The sequence below is a fragment of the Bifidobacterium sp. MSK.13.1 genome (assembly GCF_019131435.1).
GTDB lineage: Bacteria > Actinomycetota > Actinomycetes > Actinomycetales > Bifidobacteriaceae > Bifidobacterium > Bifidobacterium pseudocatenulatum.
The window spans coordinates 575903-601795 of sequence record NZ_JAHOMM010000001.1 but is presented as its reverse complement, the minus strand read 5'-3'; the positions used below and the strand labels follow the sequence as shown (position 1 = coordinate 601795).

Here is a 25893-nt window from a genome sequence, read left to right as displayed (position 1 = left end):
CAGACGTGAAAGCGATTGCTGCGATCTGCGATTATCACGATTGCTGCGATTGCTGCGTGAGACGCGTGCCGCGTCACGACATGTTGCGCACGTACACTGCTATGCAAACGCAAATATTCGCGCAACGTAAGTATTCGAAGCATTCGAACGCCGACATTCCGACGTTGATAGGAGCATGATGACCGATTCCGCACGCATTTTGGTCGTGGACAACTACGATTCGTTCGTGTACACGATCGTCGGATATTTGAAGACGTTGGGTGCCACGGTGACGGTGGTGCGCAACGATGCGATCGACCCGGGCGAGGACGGTGTAATCGACGAATATGACGGCGTGCTGATCTCCCCAGGGCCTGGTGCTCCGGCGGAATCCGGCGCCAGCGAAGGCATGATTCGCCTGTGCGCGGAGCAGTCCAAGCCCATGTTCGGCGTGTGCCTCGGCATGCAGGCGCTGGCCGAAGTGTTCGGCGCGACCGTAAGCCACGCGCCGACCATCATGCACGGCAAAACCAGCTTGGTGGAGCATATCGACGATGAGATCTTCGAAGGCGTCGCCAATCCGATGACCGCCACCCGCTACCATTCGCTGGCCGTGGAGCCCGATTCCGTGCCGGAAGAGCTGGTGGTGACCGCGTGGACGCAGGTCGACCACATCGTGCAGGGCATCAAACATTGCAGCAAGCCGATGTACGCGGTGCAGTTCCACCCCGAATCCGTGATGACGCAGGACGGCTACCGATTGCTTGCGAACTGGCTGAAGGTGTGCGGGCAGGAGAACGCGGTGGAGCGTTCCGCCGGATTGCAGCCGAAGGTCGCGGCCTGAAGACACGAAAACGCAAGGTGCAAAACGCGGAAACACGCGAAACATAAGAGCTGTAGGGAATCACGAAATACGTGAACCGCGCGAAAAAATCGGGAACGAATCTCAGAAAAACGTGAGTGTCGTAAAACGCAATCGTAAGCATGAAGGCCCGACTGGGGATTTCCAGTCGGGCCTTCATCGTGAATTATGGCGGCTATCGCGGTTGTGGCAATCGATCAGTTGCCTTCGCCGGGAGTGGTGCTGTTTCCGCTGTTGTTGTTGCTGTTGTTGTTATTGCTCATGTCGGTGTTAGGGGTGTCGCTGGATGACTTCTTGGTGGTCAGTGTGATGGTCGATCCGCTGTCGGCTTGGCTGCCGCCATTCGGAGACATCGATTCGACGATTGCATCGTCATCCTGCGGCCCGTTTACACTCACTTGGAATCCGGCGACCTGCAAAATTCTTTTCGCCTCGGCCAGCGTGGAGTGGGTAACGAACGGCACGCTGATCTGCTGCTTGCCGGTAGACACCCAAATCGTGACCGCGGTACCGGCCTCGACCGTGCTTCCAACACCCGGCTCGACGCGGGTGACGGCGCCGGAAGCGATGGAATCGGAATATTCGCTTTCGATGGTGATCTGCGTCAGACCGGCCTGCTTCAGCTGCTCGATAACCGTGTCTTTCGGCTGTCCTATCAGATTGTCGGGAATCTTGGTCATGCCGGACGAAATGTACAGCGTGATGATCGTGCCCTTGGTCTGCTTCGAATGGGCGGCAGGATCCGTGCTTACCACCTTGTCTTTTTCGATGGAGGCATTGTCGACCGTGCGCACGTTGCCCACTTTGAAACCGGCGGCCTCAAGAATGGACTTCGCATCGTCCTGGCTCTTGTTCGACACATCCGGCACCGCGACCGACTGTGGGCCGGTGGAGAACCATACGGAAACCGTGGAGCCCTTGGCGACCTTCTTGCCGCCCCTTGGATTCTGCTTGGTGATTGTGCCCTTCGGCTTGCTCGAATCGGAATCCTCGCGGGCGTCGAGCTTCAGGCCTTTGGCTGCGAGCTGCTCTTCGACGCGCGCCTCGGAAATATTCGCCGTGGCGGTGAAATCAGGTACTTCCACCATGTCGGCTGTGGAGTCGCTCTTGTTCAGCATGAAGAACACACCCAGAATGACCAGCAAAGCCACCAGACCGCCCACGACGGAGCCGATGATGATCTGCTTCTTCTTGCGTGCCTTCGCGGCCTCCGCACGCTGTTCCGCACGGGTTTTCGTGGCAACGCCGTTCTGCGGGTTCGGCACGGCCTCGAACTGGCCTGTGACGGGATTGAACGCCTGCGTCGCGGCCGTTTCGCCGGCAGGGGTCATGGCCACGGTATTCGCGGTCATTTCGGCCTGCTTGCGTGCCTTCATATTGGTCAGATCGGTCAACGGATTGAATGCGGCCGCCATCGGCACACCGCCGTTCATGAACGTCAGCAGATCGTTCTTGAATTCGGAAGCCGTGGCGTAACGGTTCTGACGATCCTTCGCCATCGCTTTCGCGCAAATCGAATCCCACATCTTCGGCAATCCTGGAACAACCGAACTTGGGGGAGTGGCGACCTCTGAAACATGCTGGTAGGCGATCGCCACTGCGGAATCGCCGGTAAACGGCGGCCTTCCGGTAAGCATTTCATACAGCACGCAACCTGCGGAATACAGGTCAGAACGCATGTCGACGCTTTCGCCGCGCGCCTGCTCGGGAGACAGATACTGCGCGGTGCCGACCACACCCTGCGACTGCGTCATCGTGGCGGCGGAATCGTCGAGCGCGCGGGCGATGCCGAAGTCCATGACCTTGACCACGCCCTGCTCGGAAATCATGATGTTGCCGGGCTTGATGTCGCGGTGGATGATGCCCATGCGGTGCGAATACTCGAGCGCATTGAGCACGCCCATCATTACCTGTTCGGCGTCGCGCTGGCTCAAAGCGCCATTCACTTTGAGAATGTCGCGCAAGGTCTGGCCCTTGACATACTCCATCACCAGATACGGCAGATGTTCGGTCTGGCCGGTTTCCGTGGCGACGACTTCCTCGCCCGAATCGTAGATGTTCACGATGTTGGGATTGTTCATTTGCGCCACGGAATGGGCTTCGCGACGGAAACGCTCAAGGAAGATCTTGTCGTTGGCGAAGTCGGCGCGCATGATCTTGACCGCGACGGTGCGCCCAAGACGCGTATCGAGCGCCACGTGCACTTCGGCCATGCCGCCACGGCCGACCAGTTGGCCGAGCTGGTAACGTCCACCAGCCAAAGAGGTAGGCATGTTGATGTTCATCCCTGTTCCTTCCCATCAGTGATCAAGGAGATATGAGGTCTGCTGACCACGCGGCGCGGAAGCCTTCCACCTGTAGGCACCACCATCGTGTCAGCCAGTTGTGTCTGCTGGTCGAGCAGACGGCGTTCGATGCGGGACAATGTGCGCGACACCGTCAACGCGTCCTTCGGACGGTCAAGGGGATCCTTGGCCAGCATCGACATGACGAATTCACGCAGCTGCACATCGACGGAGTCAGGCAGCGGCGGAACCGGATTGTTGACATGGGCTGCGGCGATGTCAACCGGCGTGGCGCCCGTGAACGGACGATGCCCGCACAGGCCCTCGTAGGCGACGACGCCAAGCGAATAGATATCGGATTGAGGCGTGGCATGCTGGCCCTGCGCCTGCTCCGGGGAAATGTACTGTGCGGTTCCCACCACCATGCCATCCTGCGTGATCTGCTCCTGATTGGTGGAGTAGGAGACGCCGAAATCGGTGATCTTCACCTCACCGGAATCGGACACCATGATGTTCGCCGGCTTCACATCGCGGTGGATCACGCCATGCGAATGGGCGACGAACAGGCCACGCGCGGTCTGGATGAGAATCGGCAGCAGACGGGTCGGCTCCATCGGGCCGTTCTGCTCGTGGAACAGGTCGGCCAGCGACTTGCTGGGCACGTACTCCATAACGAGGAAGCCGATGCCGTCATGTTCGTAATATTCGAACAACGCAGCGATATTCGGGTGTGCAAGATTGGCGGAATTATGCGCTTCCGCACGCAGGCGAAGCAGCTTGGCCTCCTGCGTGACGCCCAAGTCGCCGCGCAACGCCTTAATGGCCACGGGACGACCCAACTGGATATCATAGCCTTTCCATACTTCGCCCATGCCACCCTGGGCCAGACGGGCATCCAACCTGTAGCGTCGGTGGATGAGCTGTCCTTCAATCAGTTTCACTCTGCCAGCGCCTCCTGCATCATCGCCTTCATAATCGGACCCGCCGCGAACGAGCCATACAAATCCACATTGTGTACCACCACGGCAACGGCGATCTTCGGATCGTCCGCCGGGGCGAAGCCGACCACCCAGCCGTCGATGGACGTATTGCCGTCACCGATCTGCGCGGTGCCGGTTTTCGCAGCCACCTGCACGCCGTCGATGGCCAGATTCGGGTTCTCCTTGGTGGCCACCGCCTCCATCATCTGCGTGAGCTTGTTGGCGGTGCCCGAACTGAACGCGCGGCTCATCACCTGCGGCTTGGTCTGCGAAATAACAGACAGGTCGGAGGAACGCACGCGATCCACCAGCGTCGGCTGCATGACCTTGCCCCCGTTCGCCACGGCGGCCGCCACCAGCGCGTTCTGCAGCGGAGTCACCACGGTGTCTCCTTGGCCGATGGACGCCAAAGCGAGCTTGTCGTCGGTCGTGTCGGTCGGGAACTTCGACGCCACGCTCATCCACGGCGTGCCCGTGGAATCGGATCCGTCAACCGTGATCGGACTGTCGAAACCAAGCTTCTTGGCCATGGACGACACCTTGTCATCGCCCAAAGCCACGCCCAGCTGGGCGAACGCGGTGTTCGACGAATACGCCATCGCGTCTTCCAACGTGATCTTGCCGTCCGAACCGTCGGCCTGCGACACCGCGTTCGTCAACTGTGTGACCGTGCCCGGAAGCGTGTAGCTCGATCCGGCCGGAATCTCGGTGTCGGTCTGGTATTCGCCAGTTTCCAGCGCGGCCGCCGCCACCACCGTTTTGAACGTGGATCCCGGAGGATACAGCTGCGAGGTGGCACGGTTGAGCATCGGATTCGACTCGTCTTGCGAAAGCGTGGAATAATTGCCGTTCGCTTCGGACGTGTCGTGGCTCGCCAGCTGGTTCGGGTCGTAGCTTGGCGTGCTTGCCATGGCGAGAATACGACCGGTTTTCACTTCGATGGCCACGGCCGCGCCGTCATTGTTGGCAAGACCGTTGTAGGCGGCCTGCTGGATTTTCGGATCAATGGACGTTTCGATGGTCGCGCCCTTGTTTTCCTGGCCGGTGAACAGCGATTTGAACCGCTGCCATACCAGCTGGTCGGATTGGCCCGACAGCAGCGAGCTACGCGACGCTTCGATACCGTTCCAGCCGCGTTGGCTGATCGAGAAGAAGCCGGTGACCGGCGCGTACAGTTCGCCGGCGGTATAGGAACGCTGGTAGGAGAACGCGTCGTTCGAAGGGTCGGATTTGGCGATGACGGAGCCGTCCGAAGCGAGGATCGCACCGCGCGGAGCGCCATACTCGTGGTAGAGGGCGCGGGTGTTGCGCGGGTCGTTGTTGAGCTGGTTCGCGCGAATCGCCGTGATGATGGTGGTGGACATGCCCAGGATGACGAACAGCGCCACCACGATGGTGAAGAGTTGGCGGAGTGACTTATTCATGCTTGGCTCCCCTCTGACATGCTGTCCGATACGTTCGGAGTGCCCGATGGGGGAGCGGGTGGTACGACTGGCGTGCCTGAAACCGGCGTCTCCGTGGAGATGATTTCAGTGGCCTGCGATTGCGCGGAGGCGACGCTTCTGCGGGCGCGGCTCTGCTTGCGGGCGCGCAGCGCCTGCATCGCCTCATATTGGAACGTGTCGCTATCGATATCGGATTCGGGTTTGTTCGCCGAGTTGGAAATCACCACTAGGAGTGCTGCCAACATGTAATTCGCTATGAGTGAGGATCCGCCGGCGGCCATGTACGGAAGAGTCAAACCCGTAAGCGGGATGACTAACGTGATGCCTCCCACCACGGTGAACACCTGGAAGGCCATGGTGAACACGAGGCCCGATGCGAGAAGCTTGCCGAACCCATCCTTGATTTTCATCGCAGTGATCATCCCGGCGGCGATGATGAGCAGATAGAGCATCAGAATGGCCATCAGACCGGTGAGGCCCAGCTCTTCGCCAAGTGCCGCGTAGATGTAGTCGGAGTTGGCGATCGGAGTGAGCGACGGGTGACCTTGCCCAAGGCCGGTGCCCATCAAGCCGCCTGATGCCAGGCCGAAAATACCCGTGACGAGCTGGTAGGATCCGCCGTACTCCTTGTTGTACTGCGCCGAGTCGAACGGGTGCAGCCAGGCGTCGACGCGCGCGCCGACATGGCTGAAAATATTGGCCGCGGCGAACGCGCCCACGGCGAACGCGATGAAACCAATCACAATCCAACTGGTGCGCCCCGTGGCCACGTACAACATGGACACGAACATGGCGAAGAACATCAACGACGTGCCCAAATCATGCTGCACGACCAGCACGCCCATCGACACGATCCACACCACGATGATAGGCCCAAGATCCTTGATGCGCGGCAGCTGCAGGCCCAGCACCTTCTTGCCACCGACCGCCAGCTGGTCGCGGTGGTCATACAGGTAGGAGGCGAAGAAAAACGCGAGGAACAGCTTCGCGAACTCGCTTGGCTGGAACGATCCCAAACCGGGAATCTTCACCCAAATGCGCGCGCCATACTGTTCGGAACCGATCACCGGAAGCATCGGTGACAGCAGCAACACCAAACCGATCACCATGCTGACGTACGAGAACCGCCTCAGCACACGGTAATCCTTCATGAAGATCACCAGCAGATTCGCCAAAACCAGCGCTATCGACAGCCAAAGCAACTGTTTGAACGCGACGGACGTGTTCGAATCCTGGTCGATGCGGGCGATCATCATGATGCCGGTGCCAGTCAGCACCATCACACAACACATGATCGCCTGGTTGGCATACGGCTGGAAACGCAGCGGCAATCCCCAGGAAGTCAGGAACAATGCGCCGACAAAAGCGAGCATCCACAAATAATTCTGCGGAAAACCGCCGGTGGTGCGTTCGAACATCTGGAAGAACGCGACGCCGCAAATCAGCATGCTGAACAGCAGCAGGCCGAATTGCTTCAGACGGGTTGCCATCATGACTGGTCACCGCCTGACTTGTTTGCCGAAGCGTCGTCCGATTTGTCTGATTTGCCCGACGACTTGTCGGAAGTCGTACCAGAGGATTTGTTGTCGGATTCGCCGTTTGCCTTGTCTTGTTCCTTCTGCGCGGCTTCGTCCTGCTGTTGCTTCAGCTGCTTTTTGATCAGTCGCGTATGCGTTTTCGCCTCGCCGTACGTGTCGAAGGAAATGCCCTGCGCAAGCTGTTCCTGCCAGCTTGGCGGCAGTTCGCTCGTCTTCATATGAGTGTCGGTGACGGCGTGCGACAGCTGGAAGCCGAACAGGCTTGTCGGCACGCCTTGGAAAATCGCCACTTCGCCGTTGTCGTCGCCGATGTAGTACTTGGTTTGGCTCCAACGGTAGGTTGCGAACGCGCCGCCCGCCAGTCCCAGCAGTACCACGATGGTGACGATGATGGCGATCACACGGTTGCGTCGGGTGCGCGTGCGCTTCGTTTTGCGCTGCTCGATATGCTCGTTGCGGATGGCTTTGGCGACTTCCGGATCGTTCGGATCGGCGGAAATGCGGCCGTCGTCCTTCTGTACGACGGGGATTTCACCGGTGTCGGGATTGGTGCGGTCGCCGTTCTCCTCGCGTACCGTGGACGGTTGCGCCACGCGCTGTTCCGGAGGATTGTCGTCCTCGTTGGGATTTTTGCCGTTGCGCAGTGCGGCGGCACGGGCGGCCGGCGACTTCTTGCCCTCGCGCAGTGCGGGAGCGGATGCGACCGGCTCGTTGATGATGTCGGCGATCGGTTCAAGGCTTGCGCTGGCCGCGCCGCCAACCAACGGCGTCTGATGCGGCAGGTCGAACGCGTCCGCGTCAAGGGCGAGCGTCGCGTCGGCGATGACCGCGGTGACGTTGTCGGTGCTGCCGGCACGAAGCGCCATCGAAACCAGCTGTTGCGCGCACTCCTCCTGATCGGAGCAGGCGGACAGCACCTCCTGCAATGTGGAATCCTCAAGCACGCCGCACAAACCGTCGGAGCAGAGCAGCCAGCGGTCGGCCGGATGTGCCTTGCGTATGGCGATGTCCGGACTCGAATCGATATCGAAATCACCCAGAACGCGCATCACGACGTTGCGTTGCGGATGGTTGCGCGCCTCGGCCTCGCTGATGCGGCCGGTGTCGATCAGATGCTGCACGTAGCTGTGGTCGGACGTCATGCGGATCAGACGGCCGTCATGCAGCAGATATGCGCGGGAATCGCCGATATGCGCCAAAACCCAATATCCGGCCACCAATGCGACCGACGTGACGGTGGTGCCCATGCCCGCGAGACGACGTTCGCGCTTCGCTTTGCCAACGATCGCGTCATGCGCGGCCATAACCGAGGTTTCCATCATGTGGGCGATAATCTGGACATCGCCCTGCACGTTGTCTTGCTCGATATGCGCCAATGAACGGATGGCGATGGTGGAGGCGGTGTCGCCTCCCGCATGGCCTCCCATGCCATCGCAGATGGCGATCAGATGCTCGCCGGCGAACGCGGAATCCTGGTTGTTGGAACGTACGGTACCCACATCGGAAACGACGGTGGAATACATGAACAGCGGTTGTGAAGCGGGAGAAGTCGGCAAACGGGTCACCTCAATTCAAAGGTGGTTGCGCCAATGCGTACGGGAACGCGCGATCCGAGAATCATCGGAGCGTTCAGACGCTGCTGGTTGACCACAGTGCCGTTGGTGGAACCCAGGTCTTCGATGGCCCACTTGCCGGTGGCGGGATCCGTATAGACGCGCGCATGGTGGGACGAGACGAATTCGTCGTCCAGAACCACGGTGTTCGAAGCGGAACGGCCAAGCGTGATGGTGTTGCCGGACAAAGGGACGGAACTGCCGGCAAGGGGGCCATCGATGATGACCAGCAAGGTGGGTTTGGCGCTTGATGTGGCGCTGACGACTGGTGCCGGGACGGCCACGGGCGCGGGCGCTTCGACGGCCTTGCGCGCGCGACGCTCCTTACGGCGATGAGCCCGCGACTTGCGCGGGCTGAGCGTTTCCACATCCCTGTACAGCGAACGCACCGTACAGGCCACGAAGATCCAGAGCAGTACGAGGAAGCCGTACTTGAGGATCGCGAAAGTAAGTTCAGTGAGCATAGAGGCAACTCCCGAGGTTGGGGTTGGTTACTCCTGATCCTGCGAAGAGGCCCAATACAGGATTCGGGTGCGGCCGATGGTGATCGTGTTGCCGTCGAGCAACGTGGCCGCCTCGACATGATGGCCTTCGACATACATGCCGTTGGTGGAGCCCAGATCGCGTGCGATGACGGTGTTGCCGTTGTCGGTGATGTCGATCTGCATGTGGCGGCGGGAGATGCCCGGATCGTCGATCACGATATCGCAGTCGGATCCGCGGCCGATGATGGTCTTGCTTTCCGTGAGCAGATACTGGTGCTCGCCGATTTCCAGCATCGGGCAGTCTTCGGTCTGCGCGTCGGTGGTGACGGGCACGGTATTGCCTTGCACGGATTCGCTCGTCAGCTTGAAATTGCTCTTGGTGAGGTCAAGGTCCTCTTCGAAGATCACCACGACCGGACCGACGAACGCGTAATGCTGGTCCTTCGCGTACTGGGTGAGGTTGTCGGCCAGCTCATTGGCCAACGCTTCCGCGCCCCATTCGACGATGTTGTTGAAATCCGGCGTGCTCAGCTTGAAACGGTACTCATTCGGCGCCACGGTACGGTCTCGCGTGACGGGCATGGCCTCTTTGTCAATCTCACGTTCCAGAGCGCTGGAAAGGTCGACGGGCTGCAGGTCCTTGGACCCGAACTTGGCGAAAACCCCGTTGACGGCGCCTTCCACGCTTTTCTCAAATCGGTCGAGAACACTCATGCTTGTCCCTTTCTATCCTCACCCATCCTACGCGGTAGAGCGCCGAGCGCCAATTCGTAAGTCCTTTAATTGCAAAAATTTCATGCATAAATCCAGCCCCAGCATCATTTAGGGGGTATTTATCCGCGAATATGACTACCTTCGCCCCCGATTTCCACGATGCACGAATTCACGGAAGGTGGAATTGGGATGGTGATAGGTTGGGAGCATGACAGATGCGATTCGACAGTTCCCCCGTAAAAAAGCACGTACCTTGCGATTTTCCTGCGGCGCTCCGCGTTCGGCGCGCGTGATTGCAGACGGCTCCCGCGCGCTGTTCCTGCGTTCCGACGGTCCGGAAGACACCGTCACCTCGCTGTGGATGAGCGTGATCGACGAAGACGGCAACATCGGTGAGATTCCGCTCGCCGATCCGCGCGTATTGCTTGCCGACGCCGACGCGGAAGACGTTCCGGCGGAAGAGAAGGCGCGACGCGAACGTGCGCGTGAAGGCGGATCCGGCATCGTCTCGTATTGCGTCGACGGTGCCGGCAACCGCGTGACCTTCACCATCAACGGGCAGCTTTTCCTCACCGACCTTACGGCGGGCGCGACGCGAGCCATCACGATAGAGGAAGATGAACTCAAACCGGTGCTGAACCCGCGCATCAGTCCCGACGGACGGCACATCATGTACACCACCGGCACGTATCTGGTGGACGTGGATCTCGCCAACGATGAAGAAACCGGCGACGCGATTTCGGTGGTCGCCTCGGCACCGCAGAACGGCGAATGGAAAATCGGATTGGCGGAATTCGTCGCAGGCGAAGAAATGGACCGCTACGACGGCTTCTGGTGGTCACCCGACTCCAAATACGTGCTCTTCGAAACCTACGACGAATCCCCCGAACCGATCTGGCATCTGTCGGACCCCGCGAATCCAACCAATCCGGCGCAAGCCAACCGCTATCCGCAAGCGTTGACCGCCAATGCCGACGTGCGGCTGACCCTGCTGGAACTCGGCTACGACAGCGACAACTGCTGCTACGGGGCAATCGCCAACGAAGTGCAGTGGGACCATGAATCCTACGAATATCTGGCCGCCGTAAGCTGGCGTGAAGGCCACGATCCGATCATCCTTGTGCAAGACCGCCTCCAGCAGCACGATCAGGTGCTCGCCATCCATGTAGGCGAGCCGATCGCCACCATGCGTGACGCGGAAAACGGCTTCACCGACGACAATGGCGACGAGGTCGAAACCTTCTCCATCGCCATTCCCGAATACGCGGAAGGCGAACGCCCCGGCACCACGCGCGTGCTTGAGGAACACGGCAACGACTACTGGCTCGACCTCATCCACGGCACCCCTGCATTCACTCCGGATGGACGCTTGATCTGCGCGATGAACGACATGGACGTCGATACGAACCGACTCACCGTTGATGGTACGCCCTTCACTCCGGCCGGACTGCAGGTGCGCGAAGTGCTCGACGTGACCGACGACGACGTGCTGTGCGTGGTGCAGCGCACCCCTGAAATCCTGCCTGAAAGCGACCTGCCGTTCCTCTGGCAGTCGAATGCCGCCGACCATGACGCCCGCAGCTTCGACGTGGTGTCGATCCGCTATGACGGCACATGGGAACCCCTCACCTGCGCGCCCGGCCAGTGGAGCATGTCTCGCGCCGGCAACGGCTGCGTGGTGACCGGACGGGGCATGGACGACGCAACCGTGCAAATGCAGCATTGCATGAACATCGCCACAACCGACGAAAATGGTACGGACGTGGCGTCAATGGTGGTCGCACCAATCGAAAACCATGCCGAAACCCCCGGATTCACGCCGAACGTGCACTTCACCCGACTCGGCGAACGTGAGCTGTACACGGCGATCGTGCTGCCCTCATCCGATAGTGAATACGCGCACGAAGCCATCCTGCCGGTACTCATGAAACCCTACGGAGGCCCCGGCTTCCAACAGGTCATCGAAAGTCAATCCTTCTATTGGGACGCGCAATGGTGGGCCGACCAAGGCTACATCGTGGTCACCACCGACGGACGCGGCACCACCGGACGCGGCCCGCAATGGGACCGCGCCATCTACGAAACCATGAAATCCGCAACGCTCGAAGACCAGATCGACGCAGTGCGCGCGCTGCCGGAAGCATTGGAAGCGCTGGCTGGCGAGAATGCGGCAGCCAACGTTCCGCAACCCGATCTCAGCCGCGTCGCCATGATCGGCTGGTCGTACGGCGGATTCCTCTCCGCGCTCGCCGTGTTGGAGGCGCCGGAAACGTTCGCCGCGGCCTGCGCGGGCGCGCCTCCGACCGACTGGACGCTGTACGACACGCATTACACCGAACGCTATCTCGGCCTTGACTCGGCCGTGTACGAACGCAACAGCATCATCGCCGACGCGCCGCAGCTTGATCGCCCGCTCATGCTCATCCACGGGTTCGCCGACGACAATGTGACGATCGCGCACAGCCTGCGCCTGAGCCAGGCGCTGATGGCAACCGGACGTAAGCACACGTTCCTGCCGCTGACCGGCATCACGCACATGACCAACGACGAGACGGTTGCCGAAAATCTGCTGATCCTGCAGCGCGATTTCCTTGCGGAAGCGTTGGGGTGACGGCACTGTGACGACAGTGCAGTCACGGTAACGGCGACACCGCAAACGAAAGTGCTGCAAAGCGCCGTAGGAAGACAAAACGCGTTCCCCTGCGACTCCCGGACTGCCAAGCATCCGAACGTCGTGGGCGAACGCGTTCCCTTCTCGAATGCCAACATAAAACAGGCGAAAACGACTTCGCAAGCGAGGGGGTACCACATTTGTGTACCCTCCCCCCCAAAAAAAATCTGGGCTTAAAAAGACGGAAATCGGTGGATCGGGCTCGTCCTAACCCTGATCCGCAGCTATGGTCAAACCTGCACTTGTTCAAGCAAACCGGGCGAATCGTCGATGACGGTCACCGGAATGTACGCAAACAACGTCCAACTGCCGTCCTGCGCAGACGTGGTGAGCGTGCCCTGATACGATTCGAGCTGCTTCTTGAACGAGGCGAGCCCGTGGCCGCCCGGTAGTTCGTCATCGCGCTCGTCAGCTCCAGCCATGTCCTCTTTCATGGGATTGATTTGCGTGATTTCGATGGCATTCGGCCGGAGCATCACCGAAAGATCGACCTTGCTTCCCGGAGCGGCATGGCGTGCGATATTCGCATAGATCTCGCGCAGCAGATTATTGGCAAGTTCGGCGATTGCTTGCGATGCGCTCGGCTTGCCGCCCGCGCAGTGCCGGATGGACGTGATATTGAAGCCAAGCTTGCGCAAGCGACGATCGCCGTCATCCAGTGTTGCTCGCAGCAGATTGGCCAACGCTTCGCCGTCGGCGTCGCCGGGGAGAGTGGTGGCGTCCATATTCAATTCGTCGATGACGCGATGCACGTTCGTCAATGCGGAAAGAATATATTCGTTGATTTGACGCCAGTCTTCGGCATCGGCTGTTGTGGTTGCCGTAGTTGTGGTTGCGTTGGCAGGGTCAGCAGCGACGCCAGGGCCGCTAGAGTTGCCACCGATATGCCGTTGCGCCACAAACGACGCCGCTGACAAATCGCCCGTCACCGCATCGTGAATGGCATCGGCAATGCGTGCGCGGCTTTCCAATTCCTGCAGACGATTCTTGTTCTGCGCCGCTTCGAAGCTTTTCTGCGTTGTTTTTTCGCTCCAACTCAACGTCCGACCAAGCAGTAGCACCATGGCATACATGCTGACCATGGCGACGGGGTTGGTATTTGGGTCAGGGGGGTCAATCAGCAGAATGTTAACAACGTAATATATGAGTAACGTTGCCACGATAATGGCATTAGTGCTGTATGCGAGCATGCCATAGGCGTAAAGCTGCGCGGGAAGAGAATTTCCCAAATGCGCGTAGGGAGTAAACAGATCGCCTATGGAGGCAATCACGAGAATCGCCACCGATGTACTTTTCAGAAACAGCGGAGACAGTACGAGCGCCGTAACCAGCATCGCAACCCATATCACGCCAAATATGTCGGTAGGAGGCTCGTAGCAAACGCCGTATATGGTCCATGCAAGCACGATCAGCATAATGGCGAAACGGATTGGATGCCACAGGTTCGGATGCTGCGTGCGCATACGGTTGCGCCACGCAATGTACTGAGTTGCGGGTTTAGAGCGCATTGGACCTCACCCACAGTGCCACTGCCTGACGCGAGGTCTTGCAGTTGAGTTTTCTTAAAATACTTTGCATATGTTTGCGGATGGTGGCTTCGGAAATCCCCAAACGCTCGGCGATGTCCCGGTCAAGCATGCCCTCCGCGCACAAGGAAATAATCTGCTCCTCACGAACGGTAAGCGCGGGAGTGGTCTCAGCCTCCCTGCTGATACGCAGATTGGCCAACGCAGGCGGCTCAAATCCCTCCATCACCTCGCCATTGCACATACGCATAATAATCTGCGCCAACTGGTCGGCATTCTCCTTACCAACCAACCCTTGCGCACCAGCCTCAACCAGCTTGTCCCGATAACTATTGATGGAAAAACTGGTTACACCGAGAATCGGCATGCGCTGGCCCATCAAACGCAACCGACGACACGTGGCGGGGCCTTGCAATCCCTCCATCGACATATCGAGAATCAACAAACTGACATGGCCGTTCGCATCCTAGCAACGTTCTATCGCCTCACAGCCTGAAGTCGCCGTCCACACCACATACGCGGTCGGCACTTTGCTGGCAATGACGGCACTGAGCGAATCCAGCGCTCGCGGATCATTGTCGACCAGCGCGATGCGGTGAATCTTGGGATGCTTTTCCCGCGTGGACATCATGCGATCACTTTCCTTTTCCGCACAGCCATTGCAGCCATGTTGGGCAGTTGGAATCTTGGGCAGCGGAGATATCACCGTTGTTGTCAACGGGAGTTGCCGCCGCGTACGCATACGTTGGTGTGCCGGTGAGAGACAGCGTTACCACCATCAGCAGTGAAACGAACTTCATACCTCCATAGTATGCGAGGATGGCGCGCGGGGGTGACGATTCGGTTGTTCCGGTACGCCGTTGATGCACTGACGCATCGTTATACAGCGCGTATGCCTGTGCTTAGTTTCGTCTTGGCGCCGTTCGCCTAAGATGGAACCATGACTATCACGCTCATCGACGAGGCGCGCTATGACGCCGAAATGGACGCTACGGTGCTGCCTGCGCTGCAGGCTTGCATGACGGAAGGTTGGATGGAACCGGCCACCGTCGATTGGGAAGGCAAGGCGTTGCCCAAGTTGGAGCGCCCCGGCCGGTTGCATTACTACCGCTACGACGCGCGCACATTCGACGCGTTGCGCGAGGAAGGCGCTTCGGGCGTATTTCGTGGCACGATCGTCATTTCGCACGGATTCACCGAATTCGGACGCAAATACAGCGAAATGGTGTGGTACTTTCTGTTGGCCGGCTATTCGGTGTGCGTGTTCGAGCATCGCGGGCATGGCCATTCCGCGCACGATATGAGCAATCCAAGTTTGGTATGGATTGACGATTGGCGGCGATATGTGGCCGATTTCGCCACGTTTGCACAGACTGTGGGGCGTGAGGCGGCGGATGGTGGCCCAATGTACCTGTACTGCCATTCCATGGGCGGCGGCATCGGCGCGGCCGCGCTGGAACGTTACCCGTCGCTGTTCGACAAGGCGGTGCTGTCCGCGCCGATGATCGCGCCGGTGGTCGGCATGCCGACGTGGGCCGCACGCATTGTGGTCGGCGTAATCTGCGGGCTTGGCTTCGGCAAATCGCGTGTGTTCGGGCATGCCGATTTCGACGGCAACCTCAATCTCGACGACTACCGCGGGGCCTCGGAGGCACGCATCCGCTGGTTCCACAAGCAACGTTTGGCGGACGTGACGTGCCAGACCAACGCGGCCACGTTCGATTGGGCAAACCAGGCGATGGCGCTTTCCCGAGCCGTGCTCAAACCTGACATGTGTGGAGCTATCGAAGCTCCGGTATTGCTATTCCAAGCCGGACGCGACGTGTGGGTGCTCAACGGACCACAAGATGACTTCGTCGAACGTGTGCGAGAAGGCGGCGGTTCCATCGAAAAAGTGCGATACAGCCAGTCATTGCACGAAATTTTCTCCATGCCGAATGCTGTGCTCGGATCATATCTCGGCAAAATCCTCGATTTTTTGTCAGCGCCGAACGCAAGCTTGGCGGAATAAATCTGTTTTGCATAACTGACGTTTAATATGCGTACCGTGTGCGTTACAATCGCCGTGAATTTGCCGTGAAAGCCGTGGAGAGAGCGAGGACAGGCCGTGGCAAAGCAAACGTCGGGACAGGCGTCGCAATCGCAGAAAACTTCCGAATCGCAAAAAACCGCGAAAAAAACTACGAAAAAAACGGAACATGTGCTGGAACAGACGCCGAAAAGCCTGCTCATCGGCACTGGCATGACATTGCTGGGCGGTGCCATGTGGGGTATGAACAGCACCGTGGCCAAACTGCTGATGCGCGACTACCAGCTGGATCCGATCTGGCTTTCCTGCGTACGCGCGCTATTCGCCAGCCTGATCTTCCTGGTCGGATCGGCCATCGCCATACCGCAGAAACTCGCCGGAGCGGTCAAAGACGTCAAATCGTATCCGAAATATCTGGTCACGACACTGATCTGCGTGCTTCTGGTGCAGGTCTCCTACCTGATGACCATCGACTGGACGAACTCCGGAACCGCCACCGTATTGCAGACGCTCAACCTGATCTTCGTGCTCGCCTGGGTATGCCTGCGCGGCAAACGACTGCCCCTCAAGCGTGAATTGGTCGGCGTGCTCCTGGCGTTCGCAGGCACGTTCCTCATCGCCACCGGCGGCAACTTCGCCTCGCTGTCGTTGCCATGGCAGGGGCTCGCATGGGGACTGGTTGACGCGGTGAGCACCGCGGCCATGTCCATCCTGCCGGTCGTGCTCATGCTCAAATGGGGCAACATGACCATCAACGGCATCACATTCCTCATGTCCGGACTCATATTATGCCCGTTCGCGCAACCGTGGGCGAACATTCCCGCACTGGACGCGCGAGGCGTGCTTCTGCTGCTCTACACCATCGTATGCGGCACGTTCCTCGCGTTCTGGCTCTACATGGCAGGCGTGATGCGTGTCGGCGCGGTGCGTGCCACCATGCTCGGCACCAGCGAACCGGTCATGGCCACCATCACCGCAGTGGCATGGGCCGGCGAAACGTTCACCTTCACCGACCTGACCGGCTTCGCCATGATCATCATCATGGTCTTCCTCGTGCGCTGACCGCTCGCCATAGCCATAAACTGTCCGATTCTGGAGAATCACATCCAGAACGCAAAACCCATACCTTAGTTGTCCGATTCACCAGAAACGGACAACTAAACAGGTAAAACTGCCCCACAGTTGTCCGTTTCTCCAGAATCGGACATCCAGGGCATAAAAAATGTGCCGCGGATGACCGATTCTGCAGAATCAGACATGCACGGCACAGGAGAGGGAAGTACTACTTGGCGTACACGGAGAAGCGCTCGCCCACGTGCGCGGCCTGCTCGGCCTCATTCACCACGGCGATCGCGTAATCCGCGTAGCTGATGTAGCTTTCGCCAGCAGCGTTCACCGTGAGCTCTTCACCAGCGGTCTCATACGAGCCAACGCGCTCGCCATCGGCTTGGAAGTCGGCGGCCGGGCTGATGAACGTCCACTTCACGTCGGAGCGTTCGCGCAGCTCCTCGAGCGCCTTGCCTTGGGCTTCGGCGAGCGGCTTGAATTCAGCCGGGAACGTTGGCAGATCTTTGAGTTGCGTGGTGTGTTCCGGGTTGACATACAGACTGCCCGCGCCACCGACCACGATGAGTCGGGTGTTGACGCCGGACAGAATATCGCACAGGTGCTTGAGACTGCTGGAATGCTGCGGAAGCATCTCGGGGGTCCATGCGCCGAACGCGTCCACGACCACGTCGAATCCGGCGAGGTCGGCGGCGGTCAGGTTGAACAGATCCTTGACTACGACGTTCTTCGCGACGGTCTTGTTGTCACCGCGCACCACGGCGGTCACGTCATGACCGCGTTCCACGGCTTCCTTGACGACGAGCTGGCCTTCGCGTCCGTTCGCTGCCACAACTGCGATCTTCATAATGGTTCCTTTCGTCTGGGTGCGTCCGATCAGTGTCTGACGTAGGTTTTGTTCCGATGAGATGTACGATATTTCCATACAGAAGAAAATGGAAGAAGGCACAATAAAGTTCTATAGTTACCTAAAGGGAAGTTTTATTGACTTTATTGAGATTGCGAAAGGAAAGAATATGACAACAAAACGTGAGCTCCCGGCGTGTCCCGTGGAAATAACCATGATGCTGATTTCCGATAAATGGAAAGTGCTGATTCTGCGTGATCTGTTGAATGGCACTTTGCGATTCAGCGAGCTGCGTCGTTCTGTGGGCAACGTTTCGCAAAAAGTGTTGACGTCGAATTTGCGCCAGATGGAACGCGACGGACTTGTGCATCGCGAAGTGTATCCGGAAGTGCCGCCGCGCGTCGAATACTCGCTGACTGAAGTCGGCGAAAGCCTGCGCCCGATCATCGATGCGATGAAGACATGGGGGAACCATTACCGAAACGAACACGAGTTCTGATTGTTCCAGTCACTGGAGTTGTCGGGAGCCGCTGAGCTCTACTGCCGCTTGGGAAACGAAAAGGCCGGAACCTTTCGGCTCCGGCCTTTCACCATGGTGCGAGCGGGGGGAGTTGAACCCCCACGAGCATACACTCACTGCCACCTGAAGACAGCGCGTCTACCATTCCGCCACGCTCGCAGACAGTCAACTAATTTACACCAAAACCCACGCAACCTCAAATCGGCGTGTCGCGCCGCCATTTTCCGTAGGAAAATATAAGCGGTGCGACGCGAGGAGGTAGGAAGCCCTGTGGGCTTCCGTACGACGGAGCCATCCTTGCTCCCGCCATTTTCCGTAGGAAAATTCAAGCGGCGCGACGCTCTGTGCGTCCGATTCTGGCGTTTCGGACATCCAGCGAGTGTTTTTAGGTTGCTTACTTGTCCGTTTCTCCAGAATCGGACAAGTAGAACGTGAGATAAGCATTGTGGTTGTCCGTTTCGCCCGAATCGGACATGTAGGGCATGAAACATGTGGTGTGGTTGTCCGTTTCGCCCGAATCGGACAACCGGGAGGGGCGGTATGGGCATTAGATGTCTGATTCTGGAGAAACGGACACATTGGGTGGTGGATGGGGGTGAAACGGCTAGATGTATGCATGACACGCGCGGAACACATGAAAAAAGGCGCCGACGGGTTTGTTCGTCGGTGCCTTGAAATGTGGAAGTGTGGCCTAGCGTCCGTTTGGACGGAACATCTGGCAGCGCATCATCCGCGGGAACCGTTGGCGTAGAAGCGGGCCAGGGTTTCGTCGCGGAATTCGTCGAAATATCCGCCGTCAATCGACGCGCGAATATCGTCCAGCAGCTTCACGAAGAAATGCTCGTTGTGGATCGTCGCCAATGTGAAACCGTTGAATTCGCGGGCACGCAACGCATGATCCACGTAAGCGCGCGAATAATGCGTGCATGTGTAGCAATCGCAGCCCTCTTCAAGTGGGCCAAAATCATGCTTGAATTGTGCGCGCTTGATGTTGTAACGTCCGCCGCGCGTGAAAATCGCGCCATTTCGGCCGCAACGCGCCGGTGCGACGCAATCGAACGTGTCTCCACCATTCTCGACGCATGCGAAAATATCGTCGACTGCAGCGATGCCGAGCACGTGGCGCGGTCGGCTTTCCGGCATCGCATCGCAAATCCAGGCGCAAGTGTCGCCGATAATGCGCTTCTCGATCGCACCTCCAATACCGACGCCGTCGAAATCCAACGAAGCGATCTGTTCGGCCGCATGCCTGCGCAAATCCTCATAATTCGCGCCCTGTACCACGCCATACAGCGCCTGATACGGCTTGCCGACGCGCTCTTCGGTAAGTCTCTTATGCTCGGCAACGCAACGCTGCGCCCAACGGTAGGTGCGTTCCACGGAACGCTCCTGGTAGCCGCGCGTGTTCATCAGTGTGGTCAGCTCGTCGAACGCGAACATGATGTCGGCGCCGATCTTATGCTGGATTCCCATTGAAATTTCGGCGGAAAAACGGTGCAGTGAGCCGTTGAGCGGCGATTTGAACGTTACACCGTCCTCGTCCACGAACGCGAGACGCTCCTTGCCTTCGGCGATCACGTCGTCTGATTTCATGCCGGTCACATCCATGGCGAGGGTTTTCTTGAAGCCTGCGCCGAGCGAAAGCACTTGGAAACCGCCGGAATCGGTGAAGGTCGGACCGTTCCAGTTCATGAATTTGGCAAGGCCGCCGGCTTCGTCGAGCACTTGTTCGCCGGGGCGTTCATACAGGTGAAACGCGTTGGACAGCAGGCATTGCGCGCCGAGGTCCTTCATGGTTTCGGGCAGAACGGCTTTCATCGCGGCCTGCGTGGCCACGGGCACGAACGCTGGAGTGTGAATATCGCCGTGGGGGGTGTGAATAATGCCGGTGCGACCATATCGTGCGCCGCCTCGCCCCTTACCGTCCGCCGCGTCGGGAAGGCGGTTTTTCTGTTCGAAATAGAAGGCGTCGCGGCGGCCCGGCTTGCCTGGTTCCGCTCCACGCGGATGTTCGATGAGATTTTCGGACACTGCGGTTGCCGCGTTTTGCGTGTCTTGCGCTGTGCCGGTAGATGATTCGGTAAGGCTTGTCATGCGGAATATTTTATGCGATAGCAGCGATTCTTGAAAGTGCTGCAAAGAATGCGATCGGTGAAATGAAAACAAGGAAGATGTGGAAAGTGCGATGAAGGTGCCGATCGCATTTTGGTGCGATTTTCAGATTCAATGGTGATGTTGAACGTATTTGGCTGCTACTTTCAACAAACATTCAGGAAACTTCCAGAGCGAGTATCTTTACTCATAGATAGCAGTTCGAGCGGCACGATTGCTGATTTGTGAAATGCCGCGAGACGAATAAGGAGCGAAAATGGCTGAAGAGAACGACCAGAACGCCGTGCAGCCGCAGAATGACGAACAACAGACCGTGCCGATGCCGCCGGTTGATGCGGAACAGACGCAAACTTACGCAGGTGAGCCGTATGCTGCAGAGTCGGCTACCGAACCGATTGACGTGCAGGGCGGTATTGAGGATCAGCCGACGGCCGCCATGCCTGTTGCGAACGATGGCGCTTCGGCGGAATCCGCGGCTGCGGCGGGCAATACGCCGGATTATGCTTCCGCGGCGGGCGAACGTACCGTGGTTGGCGGTTCCACGCAGGATGCGCCGGCCCAGCAGTACCGTCCGGCACCGGAATATGGTGCGTACGGTCCCGTGCCGACGCAGCCGGCTGATGGCACCGCAGCCGCGAACGATACTGCGAATGGTGCGCCGAACATGCCTCCGCAGCCGCAATATGGCGCGTACGGGCAGGCTTCCGGACAGCAGCCGCAGCGGCCTCGTAATCCTTTCTTCGGGAATCCGTATGTGGGTGGAAATCAGCAGAACGATCAGCAGAATACGCAATCGAATAACGGCAATCCATTCATGAAGCCCGCTGCGCAAGGCGGAGCCAACGTGCCGCCAGCAGCGCCGAATACTCCCAATAACGGCAACCCGTTTGGGAATCCGAATAACGGTAATCCGTTCGGTGCCCCGCAGCAGAATGGCGCAGCAACCAAGCCGAAGTCCGCTTCCGGCGTGACCGGGCATGTGATGACCGGCGTGGTGGCGGCCCTCGTCTCCGCGGCATTGTGCCTCGGCGTCGGCTACGCGGCAATCACCAATGGATGGGTGACCGTACCCACCTCCAGCTCACTGACCAGCGTGAAGTCCAACACGTCCGGATCCGGTTCGGCGAAAGCCAAATCCGGCGAGGCCGCGGACTGGAGCGCGGTGGCGAAAGAAGTGTCCGATTCTGTGGTGTCCATTGACGTGGCAACCAGCGACGGCAGCGCCAAAGGCTCCGGCGCAATCATCAGCGACAAAGGCTACATCGTCACCAACAACCATGTGATTTCCGGCGCGAAGCAGATTCAAGTGACGCTCGCCAACGGCACCATCTACTCAGCGCAAATCGTCGGCACCGACACCACCACCGATCTGGCCGTAATCAAACTCGACAATCCGCCGAGCAATCTGAAAGCCGCGGAATTTGCCGATTCCGACAATCTTGCCGTGGGTGAATCCGTGATGGCCATCGGCAATCCGCTCGGCTACGATGACACCGCAACCGTCGGCATCGTTTCCGCGCTCAACCGCCCGGTGACCGTGTCCGATGACAACAACAACGACATCGTCACCAACGCCGTGCAGATTGACGCGGCCGTCAACCCAGGCAATTCCGGCGGTCCGACCTTCAATGCGGCCGGCCAGGTGATCGGCATCAACTCATCCATCGCATCCACCACAACGTCCTCCGGCACCGCCGGATCCATCGGCATCGGCTTCGCCATTCCGTCGAACCTGGTAAAGCGTGTGGCTAACGAGATCATCGACAACGGCACCGTGCAGCACGTGGCGCTCGGCGTCACCATCAAGAGCTCCACGGTTGAGGCGGACGGCGTGACCCGCGGTTGCACGCAGGTGCAGTCCGTGGTCGACGACAGCCCGGCGGCCAAGGCCGGAGTGAAGGCCGGCGACTCCATCGTGGCGTTCAACGGCAAGGCGGTGAACAACAACTATTCGCTGCTCGGCTACGTGCGCGCCTCCGCCATGAACGACAAGGTGACATTGACGGTCGTGCGCGACGGCAACACCATGGAGCTTGACGTGACACTCGACCAGGAGGAATCCCAAACGAACTCCTCCAACAGCCAGAACCAGCGGAACAACGGCAATGATGGCCAGAGCCAGAACGGCAATGGCAACGGTTACGGTAATGACGGCAACGGCAACGGAAATGGACAGAGCGACGGCAACGGCAGCAACGGCTACGGTGACGGTGGCGGCCTGTTCGACCCGTTCGGCCTGTGGTAAAGCGAGATGTTGATGCGGTGCGTGAATTGACGGACGCAAGTTGTTGCGGTGCGCAAGTCAAGACTGTTGGGCTGGCTAAAACGTTTCGCGACATGCGAACGGACGGAAGCCACCCGATAGGCTGACGGCGAAGACGCGGCTGGCACCACGAAATCGCAAGTACAACGAAAACCGCGAAAATCAACAAAAAGCAAGCCAAAAGAAGAATGCAATAAGGGCTGTGTGAGCAATCGCACAGCCCTTATTGCTGTATTGCGGCACAAAAATCGCAAATATTTGCTATGCTGAAAATATCTTTTTACGCCGTGTATCGATGGCTCGCGCGGGCGAGGCGCCGATGGGTTAACAAGGCGTCCGATACGAGCGTAAGGAGATTCTCATGCGTAGAATCATCGATATTTGCTGGCGACTGTGCAAACAGGTTCCGTTACTGCCGATTACCATTCTGTCCGCGATTCCGTTGGCATTGCTGGGGGAGTGGAAGCCGTGGGGCGAGGCTGCGTGGGATTCGTGGATTTCGCAAGTCGGCGTTGACGGGTTGAGTGCGTTCAATCCGGGCGTTGGGCAGTGGATTGTGATCGCGTTGGTTGCGTACACGATTGTGGTGACGGTACGCGGCATGATCGACGATCTGCGGCACGGGCATGTTGGCGTCGATCTGCTGGCGGTCGTCGCGATTGCGTCGACGGTCGCAGTGCAGGAATATTGGGCCGCATGGGCCGTGGTGCTGATGATCTCGTCCGGCGAGGCGATCGAGGAATTCGCGCAGTCAAAGGCCGAAAGCAACCTGACCGCGCTGATCGACGCGGCACCGCGAACCGCGCACGTGGTCGTGCTGCCCGGCATGCGGGGGCATGTGCACGCGTCGGGCAGCGAGCATACGGCCGACGTGACCGCCGACGGATTTCGTACTGTCAGAGTGTCCGATTCTGGAGAAACGGACAACCAAGACGGTGAAAAGCGTGCTTTTGCGTCTGAATCTCCAGAAACGGACACAAAAGGTGCTTCGCAAACGTATGATGCGGCTGGAGAGCGTTTCGAAACGGTCCCCGTTGATCAGGTACAGCTCGGCGACGTGATCCTGGTGTTGCCCGGCGAAACGGTGCCGGTCGACGGTGAGCTGCTGTCGGGCGTGGCCACGTTGGACCTAAGCAACATCAACGGCGAGCCCGTTCCCCGCGAAGTATATGCGGGCGCTCGCGTGATGTCCGGTGCGGTCAACGGCTCCACAACATTGACCATGCGTGCCACGCAACTTGCGCAGGATTCGCAGTATCAGAAGATTCTCGAGCTGGTTTCGTCGGCGCAAGAGTCGCGCCCCGCTGTCGTAAAGACCGCGGATATGCTTGCAGTGCCGTTTACCGTGCTTTCGCTTGCGATTGCTGGGATTGCATGGGCGATTTCCGGATTGCCGCTGCGATTTGCGCAAGTATTGGTGCTTGCTACGCCGTGTCCGCTGTTGATTGCCGCGCCGGTCGCATATGTGGCTGGAACCGGGCGACTTGCCAAAGCGGGAATTCTGATCAAAGCGCAGGATGTGCTGGAAAATCTAGGTCGCGTATCGCATATTTTCTTCGACAAAACCGGCACGCTCACCGTCAAGCAGCCGCAGGTCGTACGTGTGGAGAAGCCGTTTGAGACGAGTTCGCCGTTCAATGAGGACCATATTCTCATGATGGCCAGCGTGGTGGAAGGCTATTCGGTGCACATTCTGTCGAAAGGCATCGCGGCGGCCGGACGCAAGGCTATGGATGATTTGTATGCGCGATATGCGGCGGGGCAGAGGCTGTGCGTCGAGCGCGATTTGCCGGGGCACGGGCGCGACTATCCGGTGGTGAAGAACATTGTAGAGGAGTCCGGCAAGGGTATATCCGGCGAAGTGAACGGGCATCAGGTGCGCGTGGGGCGGTTCTCATACGTGACGGCTGACGAATCCGGATTCACGCCGGTGCTGCATATGCCGGATGCGACGTATCACGTGTCCGATTCTGCCGAATCGGACAAACGGGAGGTTCAGAATGCGCTGCGGATGTCCGATTCACCAGAAACGGACATCCAGAGGGCTAAAACGCGTGTTTACTTGTCCGATTCTCCAGAATCGGACACTATGGGAGTGAGGAACGGGGTGCCTGACGATGCGCAGCCTGCAGCCGCGCCCTCTACTTCCGCGTCCGTCGCAACCCAATCCGCCGCTCGCAAGCCTGAAACCGCAAACTCGCTGTTTGCCCCGCTCGCTCCTGACGAAATGGCTGCATACGTGGCGATTGACGGCCGTCTTGCCGCCCGCATCGTACTTCGTGACGTGCCTCGCGAGAATGCGAAGCGTTCTTTGGCTCGCCTGCACGAGTTGGGTGTCAAGGAACTGTCCATGCTTACCGGCGACAAGGCTGCGTCCGCCCGCATCATCGCAAACGAAGTCGGTATCGACGACGTGCAGTCCGAACTGTTCCCTGAAGACAAGGTTGCCGCCGTCAAGAGCGCCACTGAATCCAAGCACCAGAAGCTGTCGTTGTGGAATCGCATCAAGCAACGCGTAACCGGCGAATCCAAGAATCGTCAAATCACCATGATGGTCGGTGACGGCGTCAACGACGCCCCCGTACTTGCGGTTGCCGATATCGGCATGGCCATGACCGACGGCACGTCCACCGCGGCTTCCGAATCTGCGCAAGTGGTCATCATGAATGACGACATCGCGTCCGTTCCGCGGGCCATCGCCATCGCGCGCCGCACGAAAAAGGTGATGTTGCAGGCGGTGCTGATCGGCCTCGGCCTTGCGATTATCGGCATGATCGCGGCCGCGTTCAATCTGATTCCCGTGGTTGTCGGCGCGTTCATGCAGGAAGCGATTGATGTTGTCAGCATTCTGTGGGCGCTCACCGTGCTTTTCGACCGTGGCGAATCAGCCTGATTGCGCCTCGAAACCCCGTATCTCGCCTATATATGGCAGATTTGGAGGTCTGTCAGCAAGTATTTC

At 58.9% G+C, this 25893-nt stretch carries 20 protein-coding genes and 1 tRNA gene; 7 read left to right on the top strand and 14 right to left on the bottom strand.

Features of this window, described 5'->3' with window-relative positions; all coding sequences use genetic code 11:
- Positions 1–178 precede the first annotated feature (178 nt).
- Positions 179–823, top strand: a complete 645-nt coding sequence (locus tag KSY55_RS02480; RefSeq protein WP_065434969.1) for an aminodeoxychorismate/anthranilate synthase component II — start codon at positions 179–181, stop codon at positions 821–823.
- A 215-nt stretch (positions 824–1038) separates the two neighbouring features.
- Here the strand turns inward: KSY55_RS02480 and pknB are convergent, their stop codons facing one another.
- From pknB to KSY55_RS02445, 7 genes are read right to left on the bottom strand one after another with little or no spacing between them, the layout of a single operon-like run.
- Positions 1039–3126: a Stk1 family PASTA domain-containing Ser/Thr kinase gene (gene pknB / locus KSY55_RS02475; protein WP_065434968.1), complete on the bottom strand. Its 2088-nt coding sequence runs from the start codon at positions 3124–3126 to the stop codon at positions 1039–1041.
- Positions 3123–4067 carry a serine/threonine-protein kinase gene (locus KSY55_RS02470; RefSeq protein WP_033501551.1) on the bottom strand — a complete coding sequence of 315 codons (945 nt, stop codon included), beginning with the start codon at positions 4065–4067 and terminating at the stop codon, positions 3123–3125. The genes pknB and KSY55_RS02470 overlap by 4 nt, the downstream gene beginning before the upstream one ends.
- On the bottom strand, positions 4064–5530 hold the full coding sequence (locus tag KSY55_RS02465; RefSeq protein WP_117502396.1) for a penicillin-binding protein 2: 1467 nt from the start codon (positions 5528–5530) through the stop codon (positions 4064–4066). The genes KSY55_RS02470 and KSY55_RS02465 overlap by 4 nt, the downstream gene beginning before the upstream one ends.
- Positions 5527–7044: an FtsW/RodA/SpoVE family cell cycle protein gene (locus KSY55_RS02460; protein WP_065434967.1), complete on the bottom strand. Its 1518-nt coding sequence runs from the start codon at positions 7042–7044 to the stop codon at positions 5527–5529. Before KSY55_RS02460 ends, KSY55_RS02465 begins: the two co-directional genes overlap by 4 nt.
- Complete coding sequence (locus KSY55_RS02455; protein ID WP_033524170.1) at positions 7041–8645, bottom strand: PP2C family serine/threonine-protein phosphatase; 1605 nt, start codon at positions 8643–8645, stop codon at positions 7041–7043. The genes KSY55_RS02460 and KSY55_RS02455 overlap by 4 nt, the downstream gene beginning before the upstream one ends.
- Positions 8646–8650: 5 nt before the next feature.
- Complete coding sequence (locus tag KSY55_RS02450; protein ID WP_004222871.1) at positions 8651–9166, bottom strand: FHA domain-containing protein; 516 nt, start codon at positions 9164–9166, stop codon at positions 8651–8653.
- Between the two features lie 27 nt (positions 9167–9193).
- Complete coding sequence (locus KSY55_RS02445) at positions 9194–9901, bottom strand: DUF3662 and FHA domain-containing protein (protein WP_004222873.1); 708 nt, start codon at positions 9899–9901, stop codon at positions 9194–9196.
- Positions 9902–10109: 208 nt separating this feature from the next.
- Here KSY55_RS02445 and KSY55_RS02440 point away from each other — a divergent pair, with 208 nt between their 5' ends.
- The gene (locus KSY55_RS02440) at positions 10110–12512 is read left to right on the top strand and encodes a prolyl oligopeptidase family serine peptidase (protein WP_217749479.1); all 2403 of its coding nucleotides are present in this window, start codon (positions 10110–10112) and stop codon (positions 12510–12512) included.
- A 290-nt stretch (positions 12513–12802) separates the two neighbouring features.
- On the opposite strand, the gene KSY55_RS02435 is transcribed toward KSY55_RS02440, so the two are convergent.
- From KSY55_RS02435 to KSY55_RS02425, 4 genes are read right to left on the bottom strand one after another with little or no spacing between them, the layout of a single operon-like run.
- The gene (locus KSY55_RS02435; RefSeq protein WP_065446547.1) at positions 12803–14035 is read right to left on the bottom strand and encodes a sensor histidine kinase; all 1233 of its coding nucleotides are present in this window, start codon (positions 14033–14035) and stop codon (positions 12803–12805) included.
- Positions 14036–14069: 34 nt separating this feature from the next.
- A complete protein-coding gene (locus tag KSY55_RS02430) occupies positions 14070–14543 on the bottom strand; it encodes a response regulator transcription factor (RefSeq protein ID WP_303246369.1) in 474 nt (157 codons plus the stop codon).
- Between the two features lie 21 nt (positions 14544–14564).
- Positions 14565–14729 carry a hypothetical protein gene (locus KSY55_RS09055; protein WP_254881825.1) on the bottom strand — a complete coding sequence of 55 codons (165 nt, stop codon included), beginning with the start codon at positions 14727–14729 and terminating at the stop codon, positions 14565–14567.
- A 4-nt stretch (positions 14730–14733) separates the two neighbouring features.
- Positions 14734–14898, bottom strand: a complete 165-nt coding sequence (locus KSY55_RS02425) for a hypothetical protein (RefSeq protein ID WP_155497134.1) — start codon at positions 14896–14898, stop codon at positions 14734–14736.
- Between the two features lie 140 nt (positions 14899–15038).
- Here KSY55_RS02425 and KSY55_RS02420 point away from each other — a divergent pair, with 140 nt between their 5' ends.
- Both KSY55_RS02420 and KSY55_RS02415 read left to right on the top strand, forming a co-directional pair.
- Positions 15039–16109 carry an alpha/beta fold hydrolase gene (locus tag KSY55_RS02420; protein WP_117502402.1) on the top strand — a complete coding sequence of 357 codons (1071 nt, stop codon included), beginning with the start codon at positions 15039–15041 and terminating at the stop codon, positions 16107–16109.
- Between the two features lie 96 nt (positions 16110–16205).
- Positions 16206–17189 (top strand): EamA family transporter, encoded by a 984-nt coding sequence (locus KSY55_RS02415; protein ID WP_217749478.1) that lies wholly within the window; start codon positions 16206–16208, stop codon positions 17187–17189.
- A gap of 220 nt (positions 17190–17409) precedes the next feature.
- Here the strand turns inward: KSY55_RS02415 and KSY55_RS02410 are convergent, their stop codons facing one another.
- A complete protein-coding gene (locus KSY55_RS02410; protein WP_065438210.1) occupies positions 17410–18039 on the bottom strand; it encodes an NAD(P)-dependent oxidoreductase in 630 nt (209 codons plus the stop codon).
- Between the two features lie 169 nt (positions 18040–18208).
- Here KSY55_RS02410 and KSY55_RS02405 point away from each other — a divergent pair, with 169 nt between their 5' ends.
- Positions 18209–18538 carry a helix-turn-helix domain-containing protein gene (locus KSY55_RS02405; RefSeq protein ID WP_065434961.1) on the top strand — a complete coding sequence of 110 codons (330 nt, stop codon included), beginning with the start codon at positions 18209–18211 and terminating at the stop codon, positions 18536–18538.
- A 94-nt stretch (positions 18539–18632) separates the two neighbouring features.
- Here KSY55_RS02405 and KSY55_RS02400 read toward each other — a convergent pair.
- Together KSY55_RS02400 and tgt are read right to left on the bottom strand one after the other, a co-directional pair.
- Positions 18633–18718 (bottom strand) — tRNA-Leu (locus tag KSY55_RS02400).
- Between the two features lie 567 nt (positions 18719–19285).
- Positions 19286–20653 carry a tRNA guanosine(34) transglycosylase Tgt gene (tgt, locus tag KSY55_RS02395; protein WP_171842635.1) on the bottom strand — a complete coding sequence of 456 codons (1368 nt, stop codon included), beginning with the start codon at positions 20651–20653 and terminating at the stop codon, positions 19286–19288.
- 274 nt (positions 20654–20927) lie between these two features.
- Between tgt and KSY55_RS02390 the strand changes: the two genes are divergently transcribed.
- Positions 20928–22916: a S1C family serine protease gene (locus KSY55_RS02390; protein ID WP_117783565.1), complete on the top strand. Its 1989-nt coding sequence runs from the start codon at positions 20928–20930 to the stop codon at positions 22914–22916.
- Positions 22917–23295: 379 nt separating this feature from the next.
- Positions 23296–25827, top strand: coding sequence for an HAD-IC family P-type ATPase (locus tag KSY55_RS02385; RefSeq protein ID WP_217749477.1), 2532 nt, complete (start codon positions 23296–23298; stop codon positions 25825–25827).
- Positions 25828–25893: the final 66 nt, after the last annotated feature.

Coding starts and splice junctions, on each gene's coding strand:
- KSY55_RS02480 (WP_065434969.1), top strand. CDS start 179: ATGACCGATTCCGCACGCATTTTGGTCGTGGACAACTACGATTCGTTC.
- pknB (WP_065434968.1), bottom strand. CDS start 3,126: ATGAACATCAACATGCCTACCTCTTTGGCTGGTGGACGTTACCAGCTC.
- KSY55_RS02465 (WP_117502396.1), bottom strand. CDS start 5,530: ATGAATAAGTCACTCCGCCAACTCTTCACCATCGTGGTGGCGCTGTTC.
- KSY55_RS02460 (WP_065434967.1), bottom strand. CDS start 7,044: ATGATGGCAACCCGTCTGAAGCAATTCGGCCTGCTGCTGTTCAGCATG.
- KSY55_RS02450 (WP_004222871.1), bottom strand. CDS start 9,166: ATGCTCACTGAACTTACTTTCGCGATCCTCAAGTACGGCTTCCTCGTA.
- KSY55_RS02445 (WP_004222873.1), bottom strand. CDS start 9,901: ATGAGTGTTCTCGACCGATTTGAGAAAAGCGTGGAAGGCGCCGTCAAC.
- KSY55_RS02440 (WP_217749479.1), top strand. CDS start 10,110: ATGACAGATGCGATTCGACAGTTCCCCCGTAAAAAAGCACGTACCTTG.
- KSY55_RS02435 (WP_065446547.1), bottom strand. CDS start 14,035: ATGCGCACGCAGCATCCGAACCTGTGGCATCCAATCCGTTTCGCCATT.
- KSY55_RS09055 (WP_254881825.1), bottom strand. CDS start 14,729: ATGATGTCCACGCGGGAAAAGCATCCCAAGATTCACCGCATCGCGCTG.
- KSY55_RS02425 (WP_155497134.1), bottom strand. CDS start 14,898: ATGAAGTTCGTTTCACTGCTGATGGTGGTAACGCTGTCTCTCACCGGC.
- KSY55_RS02420 (WP_117502402.1), top strand. CDS start 15,039: ATGACTATCACGCTCATCGACGAGGCGCGCTATGACGCCGAAATGGAC.
- KSY55_RS02410 (WP_065438210.1), bottom strand. CDS start 18,039: ATGAAGATCGCAGTTGTGGCAGCGAACGGACGCGAAGGCCAGCTCGTC.
- KSY55_RS02405 (WP_065434961.1), top strand. CDS start 18,209: ATGACAACAAAACGTGAGCTCCCGGCGTGTCCCGTGGAAATAACCATG.
- tgt (WP_171842635.1), bottom strand. CDS start 20,653: ATGACAAGCCTTACCGAATCATCTACCGGCACAGCGCAAGACACGCAA.
- KSY55_RS02390 (WP_117783565.1), top strand. CDS start 20,928: ATGGCTGAAGAGAACGACCAGAACGCCGTGCAGCCGCAGAATGACGAA.
- KSY55_RS02385 (WP_217749477.1), top strand. CDS start 23,296: ATGCGTAGAATCATCGATATTTGCTGGCGACTGTGCAAACAGGTTCCG.